Source organism: Paraburkholderia sp. J63, from assembly GCF_905220245.1.
Lineage (GTDB): Bacteria > Pseudomonadota > Gammaproteobacteria > Burkholderiales > Burkholderiaceae > Paraburkholderia.
The window spans coordinates 1-10,628 of record NZ_CAJMZF010000089.1 but is presented as its reverse complement, the minus strand read 5'-3'; the positions used below and the strand labels follow the sequence as shown (position 1 = coordinate 10,628).

At 59.6% G+C, this 10,628-nt stretch carries 9 protein-coding genes; 5 read left to right on the top strand and 4 right to left on the bottom strand.

The window, feature by feature from the left end; translation table 11 throughout:
• Nucleotides 1–97 precede the first annotated feature (97 nt).
• The gene (locus U5775_RS38120; RefSeq protein ID WP_322063300.1) at nucleotides 98–1,030 is read left to right on the top strand and encodes an electron transfer flavoprotein subunit alpha/FixB family protein; all 933 of its coding nucleotides are present in this window, start codon (nucleotides 98–100) and stop codon (nucleotides 1,028–1,030) included.
• Between the two features lie 186 nt (nucleotides 1,031–1,216).
• Here the strand turns inward: U5775_RS38120 and U5775_RS38115 are convergent, their stop codons facing one another.
• Nucleotides 1,217–1,981, bottom strand: coding sequence for an IclR family transcriptional regulator (locus tag U5775_RS38115; protein ID WP_322063299.1), 765 nt, complete (start codon nucleotides 1,979–1,981; stop codon nucleotides 1,217–1,219).
• A 164-nt stretch (nucleotides 1,982–2,145) separates the two neighbouring features.
• Between U5775_RS38115 and U5775_RS38110 the strand changes: the two genes are divergently transcribed.
• The 4 genes from U5775_RS38110 (at nucleotide 2,146) to U5775_RS38095 (ending at nucleotide 7,289) form a co-directional block, all read left to right on the top strand.
• Entirely contained in the window at nucleotides 2,146–3,474 is a 1,329-nt protein-coding gene (locus tag U5775_RS38110; protein ID WP_322063298.1) for an MFS transporter, read from the top strand.
• A 43-nt stretch (nucleotides 3,475–3,517) separates the two neighbouring features.
• The gene (locus U5775_RS38105; RefSeq protein WP_322063297.1) at nucleotides 3,518–4,315 is read left to right on the top strand and encodes an enoyl-CoA hydratase/isomerase family protein; all 798 of its coding nucleotides are present in this window, start codon (nucleotides 3,518–3,520) and stop codon (nucleotides 4,313–4,315) included.
• 10 nt (nucleotides 4,316–4,325) lie between these two features.
• Nucleotides 4,326–5,546 (top strand): CoA transferase, encoded by a 1,221-nt coding sequence (locus U5775_RS38100; RefSeq protein WP_322063296.1) that lies wholly within the window; start codon nucleotides 4,326–4,328, stop codon nucleotides 5,544–5,546.
• 297 nt (nucleotides 5,547–5,843) lie between these two features.
• On the top strand, nucleotides 5,844–7,289 hold the full coding sequence (locus U5775_RS38095; protein WP_322063295.1) for a diguanylate cyclase: 1,446 nt from the start codon (nucleotides 5,844–5,846) through the stop codon (nucleotides 7,287–7,289).
• Nucleotides 7,290–7,601: 312 nt separating this feature from the next.
• On the opposite strand, the gene U5775_RS38090 is transcribed toward U5775_RS38095, so the two are convergent.
• From U5775_RS38090 to U5775_RS38080, 3 genes are all read right to left on the bottom strand, one after another.
• Nucleotides 7,602–8,792, bottom strand: coding sequence for an alpha-hydroxy acid oxidase (locus U5775_RS38090; RefSeq protein WP_322063294.1), 1,191 nt, complete (start codon nucleotides 8,790–8,792; stop codon nucleotides 7,602–7,604).
• Nucleotides 8,793–8,831: 39 nt separating this feature from the next.
• Nucleotides 8,832–10,175, bottom strand: a complete 1,344-nt coding sequence (locus U5775_RS38085; protein WP_322063293.1) for an MFS transporter — start codon at nucleotides 10,173–10,175, stop codon at nucleotides 8,832–8,834.
• A 32-nt stretch (nucleotides 10,176–10,207) separates the two neighbouring features.
• Nucleotides 10,208–10,628: RraA family protein (locus U5775_RS38080; protein ID WP_415913759.1), on the bottom strand; the 421-nt coding region annotated here is incomplete at its 5' end.

The following is a 10,628-nucleotide window of genomic DNA, read 5'->3' as shown; positions in this document are numbered from 1 at the left end:
AACGGCCGGCGTGAAGGTGTCAGACGTGAAGACGCTGGTCGAGAAGCTGAAGACCGAAGCCAAGGTGCTGTAAGGGAGCGAGACGAAAATGACGAATCTGGTGAATCTGGTAATAGCCGAACACGACAACGCAACCATCAAGGCTGCGACGCTGAGCACCGTGGCTGCCGCGCAGAAGATCGGCGGCGACGTGCACGTGCTGGTCGCGGGCCACAACGCACAAGCCGCAGCCGACGCAGCCGCGAAAATCGCCGGCGTGGCGAAGGTGCTGCTCGCCGACGCGCCGCAACTCGAAGCGGGTCTCGCCGAGAACGTCGAAGCGACGGTCCTCTCCATCGCGAAGAACTACTCGCACATCCTGGCGCCGGCAACGGCAGCGGGTAAGAACGTCACGCCGCGTATTGCTGCGAAGCTGGACGTCGCGCAGATCAGCGACATCACGGCAGTGGACTCGCCGGACACGTTCGAGCGCCCGATTTACGCAGGCAACGCGATTGCAACGGTTCAGTCGCAAGACCCTATCAAGGTCATCACGGTCCGCACCACGGGTTTCGATGCTGTTGCAGCCGTTGGCGGCAGCGCAGCAGTCGAGAAGCTCGAAGCGGCAGCAGACAGCGGCCTCACGCAGTTCGTTGGCCGTGAAGTTACGAAGCTCGATCGTCCGGAACTCACGAGCGCGAAGATCATCGTCTCGGGTGGCCGTGGTCTGGGCAGCGGCGAGAACTACACGAAGGTGCTGGAGCCGCTCGCCGACAAGCTCAACGCGGCGCTCGGCGCATCGCGCGCGGCCGTGGACGCAGGCTACGTGCCGAACGATTACCAGGTCGGCCAGACCGGCAAGATCGTCGCGCCGCCACTGTACGTCGCGGTCGGCATCTCGGGCGCGATCCAGCACCTCGCGGGCATGAAGGACTCCAAGGTGATCGTCGCCATCAACAAGGACGAAGAAGCGCCGATCTTCAGCGTGGCCGATTACGGCCTCGTCGGCGACCTGTTCACGGTAGTCCCCGAGTTGACCGCCCTCCTTTAAAAAACAGCACCGAACCTCGCAAACACAATCAGGGACATACAGAAGTGGGGCGTCGACCCATGATACCGACGACGTCGCTTCCGAGAGGTCGCCTTCAGTCCCGAACTTTCATCCGCTCACCTGACGATGAACGCCGCAAAGCGGCTCAGCGTGTTGGACTGAGAGTCTCCCACACAGGCCCGGCGTTCAGGTGATCATCGCCCGACGGAACGGCTCGACCAGTTCATTCAGCGTGTGCAGCAGGACCGCCCTGTCCCGTTTGACTTCACCGATCGGGCCACCCAAGCCCAGTGTCATCGGCTCATGTCCACGCCTGACCGGCAAGAGTACCGCCAAGGCCGCCGCCCCCGGCATGGCCGTTCCAGTCGAGAGCGCGTAGCCATCGCGTCGCGCTTGCGCGATCTCCCCCCTTGCAGCGTCCATATCCAGTCGGAGCGACGCGTCGGGCTCAAGCGCGTTGGCCTTGCGCAATAACGTCGCGATCTCCCGGTCGGTCTTCGTTGTCAGGAGCATTTTCCCTGCTGCACTGCGAAATAGTGGCCGAAGCGCGCCGATTTTGGCGGTAAACCGTCCCGCTCGGGTCGCTTGCAGGACGTGCAGATAACGCACGTATACGCCTTGCTGTGTGCCGATCATGACAGTGTGACCGCTGCGTTCAAGGACACCCTCCATCAAGCGCAACAGGCTTTGCGTACTGTACATGTCCTCCTGGATCCAGGCGGTCGCGAGCGCGAGCCGCAGATTGGGCACGTACATCCCGGTTCGCGATTCGTGGTCGAAATATCCCAGATCGGTCAGGCTCTTCAGCAGAACCGACGTACTCGATTGAGGATAGCCAAGCGACTGCGAAATTTCCTTGATAGTCGCCGGCTGGCGTGTCTCGGCAAAATATTCGAGCAGTTCGAGAACCCGCTGCGCAGACTTGACGGTGGCTGAATTTTGCACATCCATGATTCTGCATCACATATGTGATTAATTTTACTGCCTTCAGTATAGCCCGATTACTCTGGTGTCTCGCCGGATCAACCCAATGCACGCACGATGCATCCACTTCGGCGCACAAATTCGGGCGGAAACGGCGACATGCCGTCGAGCCTTATGACAAGGAGACACTGATGGGCAGAACTCTGACAAGCGAGTCGCCAACGCACGAGTGCGCGACACAACACGCCGGACTCGACGAGCCACTCGTCTTTCGAAAGGTGATCCGGCGACTCGTTCCGCTGCTTTTCATTGCCTACCTCTTTTGCCATCTGGATCGCCTGAACATCGGCTTCGCGCAGTTGCAGATGAAATCAGACCTTCGTTTCAGCGACACTGTGTATGGCCTTGGCGCGGGACTGTTCTTTGTCACCTACATGGCTTGTGAGGTGCCAAGCGGATTGATGCTGCAACGCGTCGGGATTCGCGTGACCTTGCTGCGCATCATGGTCGGCTGGGGAATTGTCTCTGCCGCGACGGCTCTCGTGCGTACGCCTACCCAATTCTACGTTGCGCGTCTCTTGCTCGGGGCCTGCGAGGCAGGCTTCTTCCCCGGCATCGTGTATTACATCAGCACGTGGCTGCCTGCCGCTTACCGCGGCCGCGTGATTGGCGTCTTCCTGTCCGGCACCGTCCTGGCAGGCGTCGTCGGTGGCCCGCTCTCGGGCTTTCTGCTGCATAACATGAACGGCACGGCCGGCATGGCTGGCTGGCAATGGCTTTTTCTGATCGAAGGCTTGCCGAGTGTGCTGCTGGGCGTCATCGCCTTCTTCTACCTCGACGACAGGCCAGCCGACGCCAAATGGCTGAGCCAGGCCGAGCGCAGTCTGATAGAAGAAGCAGTCGTCGCCGATCAGGCGGGCCGCTTGCGCGCCCATGAAGGCATGCGCGACGTCGTTCGTGATCCTAAGGTCTATTTACTCGCCTTCATTTTCTTCCTGACGACCATGTCAGTGTATGGACTGAACTTTTGGGCGCCGCAGTTGATCCGGAGCTTCGGCGTCGACAACCTGTTGCACGTCGGGCTATACGCGGCCATTCCGTCAGCGGCGGCATTCGTCAGCATGATCGCGCTTACACGCCATTCCGACGCCAGGATGGAGCGCCGATGGCATTACGCTCTCCCCGCCTTCGTCGGTGCTATCTCCTTGGCCATCACGACGATACCGGGCACTTCACTCGCGATCGCGCTGACCGCCCTGACGGTGGCGTATGCGGGACTCTTCGGGGTGATTCCCGTCTTCTGGTCAGTTCCGCCAGCACATCTTGGCGCAAAGGCAGCAGCTGGCGGAATCGCATTCATCAATACGCTGGCCGTCTTTTCCGGGCTCGTCGCCCCCTACATGTTAGGTCTTGTACGGGAGTCAACCGGCAGTCTTGCAGGCGGCCTGCTCGGACTTGCGGGTTGCTCACTTGTGGCCGGTATAGCGATGCTGGTCGGTGTCAAACGAACCCTTGTATGAATCTGGAACTGGATTGCATCAACGCATCCTGATGGAGACAGGCATGACACACGAATCAAGTCGGGATGAAGTTCGCGACGCCGGAACTCTCCCCATCCTCACGCGTTACGGAGACTGGGCGGAGTTGCGGCTTAACCGCCCCAGCGTCCACAACCGCCTTGAGCCTTCAGACATCGTTGCGCTGCGTAGCGCAATCGATGCACTGAACGCCGACACTGCGATACGCGTAGTCATGCTGACCGGTACCGGTCACCGTACATTTTGTTCCGGCTTTCATCTCGGAGCATTTGAGGCCATGAACTCGAACCCGAACGAGGCGTTCGAAGAACTGGTCGACGCCGTCGAGACAATGCGCCCACTCACGATCGCCCGGGTAAATGGCTCCATGTACGGTGGCGCGGCCGATCTTGTCCTCGCATGCGATTTTCGGATTGGAGTTGCCGGTTCGACAATGACCGTGCCCGCAGCAAGGATTGGGCTTCATTTTTATGGGCATGGCCTACGCCGCTGGGTGAGTCGAGTCGGTGTGAACGTCGCAAAGCAAGCATTCCTCGCAGCAAGAACGTTCGCCTCCGACGAACTCCTTGCCTGTGAATTCTATTCATGCTGTCTCAAACCCGAGCAGCTCGATACGGCCTGTACAGAACTGATCGACCAGCTCAGAGCAATGGCGCCGTCCGCCGTCCAGGGTATGAAGCAGATCATCAACGCGGCGGCCGTTTCGGAATACGACCACGTACGCGCTTCGAGCCAGCACCTCGCCAGTCTTGGCACCGAAGATTTTGCGGAAGGCCGCGCCGCGCTCGCAGAAAAGCGAGTGCCCGTTTTTAAAGGTAAGTAAGGATATGATCATGGATCAACAATCGGAGTCGACGGCTCACCTGCCCCTCGCAGGTGTGAAGGTACTCGAACTTGCTCAGATCATGGCGGGACCGACATGCGGTGTGATGCTCGCCGATCTCGGAGCTGACGTATTCAAGGTCGAAAAGTTTCCCGCCGGTGACGATGCACGTCACTATCGACGCCCGGGAGACAGCGGATTACCGCCTTCGTTCATGATGCTCAATCGTGGCAAGCGCTCGATCGGCATCGACATGAAAGCGCCCGAAGGCCGCGCGGCGCTTTTGCGAATGGTGAGACAGGCGGACGTATTGACGGAGAATTTTCGTTTCGGGGTCATGGAGCGGCTTGATCTCGGCTATGAGGTCCTGCGCGAAGCCAATCCCGCTTTGATTTACTGTTCGATTTCGGGCTATGGCCGGCAAGGTCCAATGGCCGAAAAAGGTGGCTTCGACCTGATACTTCAGGCGTTTAGCGGGCTGATCAGTGTGACGGGCGAACCTGATCGCCCCCCTGTCAAACCTGGAGTTTCCATCGCCGATGTGAATGCGGGCATTCTGGGTGCGTTCGGCGTGCTGGCGGCGTACATTCACCGACTCAAGACTGGTGAGGGTACGCGTGTCGACACGTCATTGTTGCAGGCTTCCTTGCAACAGATGTACTGGTATGCGGCCGCCTATTTCTCTAAGGGCATTATCGGCAAGCCGTCCGGTACAGCGCATAGTCTGATCGCACCTTACCAGGTTTTTGAGTGTGCCGACGGCGGAATCGCCATCGGCGGCGCCAACCAGACAAACTGGGAACGCATTGCGGATCTTCTGGAGCATCCCGAATGGAAGAATGATCCGCGCTTCGACTCTCCCGATGGACGGCTCAAGAATCGACGCGATCTCGAGGATATGATCAACGCGGCATTGCGTTCCACCACCGTCGCTTCATGGGTCGAGCGCTTCGAACAAGCGGGCGTACCGGCGGGCCCGGTACAAAACGTCGGTCAGGCACTCGAACATGTGCAGTCGAGCGCGATCGGCATGGTTCAGGAAGTCGACGCTCCGGGCGGCGGCACGACGCGTACACTGGGATTGCCCGTCCTGTTTAACGGACAATCGCAAATCGCGAAGACTGCCGCACCCCGTGTTGGCGAACACACAGAGAACGTGTTGAGCGAGTTCGGATTCACGCCTGAGGAGATCGATCATTTGATCGCTGTAAAAGCCGTGTTTCAGGGCTAGCCCACCCTGAAACCGGGACGCTGGCAGGTTGATGCAAGGCTGCGGTGGAGGGAGTCATGTGGAAGATGAAGTCGCTCCATCATGGCTACCATTCAGCCGCCGCCATCGTTACCGGGTTTGCACCACAATCACAATCGATTTTTTTGGCAGGCAGTGAAATTCTGTTCTGTCGTTATATAAAGTGTGCCAGAATAGCGCGCCGGATTCCGGCGTGCCACCACGTAAATCAGAAATCGAACGAGCATGATATTCAGGAGGATTTCCGACCTTCTTTCGGCACGGCCATCGGTGTATGTAGTGTCCGGCACGGCATTAGCGATCCTTATGGGATGCATAACGGCACTTTGCCTTTATCAAATGCGCGAGGATGCGCTAGTCCGTGCCCGCGATACTGCCGAGGGGCTTTCACTCTTGCTCAGTCGGGACGTCGAGCGAAATCTCGAGATCGTCGAAGTTTCGTTACGGACCGTGGCGGAGGGAACCAGGCTGCCATCGCTGGATCGTCTCTCGCCTGATTTGCGACAACGGATATTGTTTGGCGGCGCTGCGAATGCCCGCGATATAGGCGCGGTGCTGGTAATCGATGCCATGGGCAATATCACCTATGATTCCCGCCAGTTTCCCGCGAGAGAGGCGAATGTCGCGGACAGGGATTATTTCAGAATTCAGTTACCAGGCCAATTTCCTGCGGAACCATACATCAGCAAACCATTTTTGCCTCGTATTGGCGAGCGCATCCCTACAATTGGCCTGAGTGAGCCACTCAATGATGGGGCGGGTAACTTTTCCGGAATTGTCCTTGGGGCACTTCGACTGGACTATTTTCGCCGTCTGTTTGATGGAGCCGCGCTCGGTCAGCATGGCTCGATCACGTTGCTGAGAACCGATGGCATAGTGCTGATGCGCCGGCCGTTCCATCAGGGCGATATAGGCGCAAGCCTCGCAGGTGGGTCGTCCTTTCTTCCCCTGCTTCAGTCGGACACGGGCACGTATGTGGGAACCGCCGTCCTTGATCGAACCCAGCGCCTGTACAGCTTCCGACATATCGGCAAATACCCTCTTATCGTCGTCGTAGGACTGGCAACCAAAGATATATACGCGGAATGGCAGAGAAGAGCGCTAGCCATCGGCGGCGTCATGGGAACACTGGCCGCACTGCTCATCCTCACATCGTTTCTATTTTCAGCAGAGTTGAAGCGGCGCAGAGAGGCAGAGCGACGTCTGAAAATGCAAGCCGAAATCGATTGTTTGACAGGGGTAGGGACGCGCCGGGCCCTTGACGCGTCGCTGGAGGGCGAATTCCTGCACGCGGCGCAATGCAAAAGTCCGCTGGCAGTGCTGATGGTCGACGTCGACCTGTTCAAGATATTCAACGACCTCTACGGCCATCTCGCAGGCGACGAGGCGTTGCGCATCGTCGCAAGCTGCATTCAGACCAGCCTTTCGCAGAGGTCCGCATTTGCGGGACGCTTCGGCGGCGAGGAATTTTGTGTCGTGCTTCGAGATGCCAATATGGACGCGGCCCTCGAGGTCGCGCAAGCAATTCGTCGCAGGGTTTGGGACTCCAATATCCCCCATTCAGCCAGTCCGACTCGCCGGTTGACAATCTGCGTTGGTGTCGCGGTTACGGAGGCGACCGACGAAGGCGGCTTTGCTCCGAAACATGTTCTCGATCTCGCTGACCGGCAGCTCTATGCCGCCAAACTCTTCGGTCGAAACGCTGTCATGCCAGCAGCCCAGTAAAACTGCTCGATGGATGTGGGCCGCGTGGATGACACTACGAACCCGTATTGCCGGGGCAATCAGGGGCGCCAGAATGCCTGCCGCAGCGTCCGGTCGGCGCCGGCGAATCAGCCCGTCCTGGTTGCTTTCGAAAAGCACGCAAGATCTTCGCGGCCTACGCGGATGGCCCATTTGTCTGACCAGGCGGCCAAGGGACCAAGCGCCGTCATTAGATCCCACACTGCGGGTCGGGGCGTCGAGCGTTCAAAAGCTGCGCTCAAAACACTCGTCGATCCGGATCCCGGGTATGTCGCGCAGTCGAAGGCGTTGCGTTCACTGGGACTGGGCGAAGTCGGCCGGCTGATGTAGCGGCGTTTTCACAAACAGGCAGTCTGGCGTTACGTCATCGAGCGACGTGAGGCCAAGCATACCCATGTTGCGCAAGACTTCCCCGGCGAGAAGCCGGATGCCGTGTCCAACACCTGCTTCTCCTGCAATTGATGCCGCGTACCCAAACGGACGGCCCACGAAAACGAACGTCGCACCGAGCGCAATGGCCTTCAGCACGTCCGTGCCTCTGCGCACGCCGCTATCCAGCATGACAGGCGTGTCAGGCACAGCCGCAACGATACGCGGCAAGACGAGCAGCGGCGCAACGGCCCCATCGAGCTGTCTCCCCCCGTGATTGGAAACAATAATTCCATCCGCGCCCGATTCCACCGCACGACGCGCATCGTCGGGGCGAAGAATACCCTTTACCACGAGCGCACCGGGCCAGATCGAGCGGATCATCTTTAGATGCTGCCAGGTCAGGTGTCCGCGATCCGAGAAGTCGCGCAGAACACTCGGTGAAAGGATGGGTGCACCGCGTTCTGCGTAATTGTTCTCAAAGTGCGGCATGCCATGACGCACGATCGTCTTGAGAAAAGTGCCGAACAGCCACGACGGGTGCGTGATGCCATCCCACGCGAGCCGCAGTGACGGACGCAATGGCGTAGAGAAACCCGTGCGAACGTTGTTCTCGCGATTCGCGGCGACCGGCGTGTCGACGGTGATAACGAGCGTACGGAATGCGGTTGCCTTCACGCGTTCGATGAGTGCAACGATCTTCTCTGGTTCCCCCGGAAGATAGGCCTGGAACCAGGCATCTGGATTGACGGCCGCGACCTCCTCCAGACGCACCAAAGATGAGCCGCTCATGATCATCGGCACCGCGCTCGCCTTCGCGGCGCGCGCGAGCACGATATCGCCGCGATACGCAGACAGCGCGCTGATGCCCATCGGCGCGATGCCGAACGGCGCCGCATAGCGCTGTCCGAAGAGACTCGTCGATATCGAGCGCTTCGACACGTCCACCAGCGCGCGCGGAAGGAATGCGAAGCCAGAGAAGGATGCACGCGTTGCTTCGTACGACACATTGTCTTCCGAAGCCCCTGCGATATAGCCGAAGATCGGTCTCGGGAGATGACGCTTCGCTATCGCCTCGAAGTCATTCAGGCAAAGTGCACGTTCGAGCTTGCTCATCGTTTTGCGCGGAATGAGATTGTGAAATTCACCACCGCATTAATCCTCAACGTTGCGCGGTTCGGAGATAGTCAGCAGGATGACGACCGTCAGTGCCGACGCGGCCGCCATGAACGCGAACACTGAATCCCAGCCGTAACGATCAAGCAGCACGCCAGTGATGAACGGGGTCGCGGCGCCGCCGAGCTGGCCGCCCATATTGACGATCGCGGTCGCCAGAGGAAACTTTTGTTTCGAAACAAGCGGCATGGGATACGCCATATAAGCCGAGAAGCCGATGCTCAGCGTCATCCCGGTCAGGAAGATGAGCGCCGCATACAGCACGGGGTCCGACGGCGAATGAATCAGTGCGAACATCATGCCCACGGTGCCCACCGCTGAAATCAGCATCCCCGGCTTTCTGCGTTTGTCCAGCAAACGGTCGGAGATCAGGCCGCCGAGAATGTTGCCGAACACGGCGCCGACCCAGGGCGCAGCGGCGACGAAGCCCATGCTGACCACCGAGAACTTCTTCACGGTCAAAAGGTAAGTCGGAATCCACGCAAGCAGAACGCTCGAAATGCCGAGCTGGCAGCAGTAACCGAGCGCGCAGCCGTAGATGTTCCATGACGTGGTCACCTTTCGCGTGGTGTCGAGCAACGGCGCGCGTCGCGCGCGGATGAGCCGGTCCAGCCAGGTCCGCTTGTTCGCGACCGCTGCGCCCGATTCGCGACGCTCGTTTTCAGCGTTGATGAGTTCGAGCTCCGCGCTGTTCACGGCGCGGCTCTGCGACGGCTTGTCGGCGACCATCAGATACCAGACTGCCGAGAGCAGCACGCCCGGCAGTGCGAACAGGATGAAGACTTCTTTCCATCCCCACACGGCGATGACGGCCGCGCTTATGATCGGCGTGATCACGGGCCCGAACTTCACCGCCGACAGGAACAATCCTGCCGCGGTGCCCTTCTCGCGCGCGGGAAACCAGTTGTTGATGGTCGTGGTGATGCCGATAGGCAACGGGCCTTCAGCGAAGCCGAGCCCGATGCGACACATCTTCAACGCAAACAGCGAGCCGACTGTCCCCGTCAGTCCCGTCGCGAGCGACGTCAGCAGCATCGAAATCGAGAACACGCGCTTGACGCCGAACTTCGATATCAGCCAAGCGGAGGGTAATTGCGCCACCGCGTACGCGATCAGAAAGAGGCTGACCAGCGCGCCCGCCTCCGCATTGTTCATGGCGAATTGCCTGCGAAGAAAAGGCAGCGCCACACCGAGGTTCGCGCGGTCCGCTGCCGCGATCGTATAGATCACGAAGAACAACGCCGCCACGATCCACCGATAGCGTGTCGCCTTGAGCGCCGTGCTACGCGCGCCCAGCGCGGCCTGAGCAGTGAGCTTTTTCATCGTCTCCTCCGTCCTGGTCTTGTCTTTTGGTCTTAGCGGATGTTCAGGCGTTGCAAGGTTTCTTCCAGCCCGAGTAACTGTGCGGTGTTCGCACCAGCCCGGATGCCAGCGCGAAACTGCGCTTCCTTTTCCTCACGCGCGCGGCTCTTGCACACGACTTCATCGAGTTCATCAGGACGCACCACGACGACACCATCCATATCGCCGATGATCACGTCGCCCGGATGAATCACCACGTCGCCGATGCACACCGGCACGTTCAGTTTGCCTGGCTGATTCTTGCCCGTTCCCTTGATGCTCAGACCGCGGCAGAACACCGGAAAGCCCATCTCGATGATCGCCCTCGCATCGCGCACCGCGCCATTGATGACGAGACCCGCAAGCCCCTGGTGCTTCGCCTGCTCGGTGAGGACATCGCCCCACGGGCCAGCTTCGAGAAACCCCTTCGCGTCC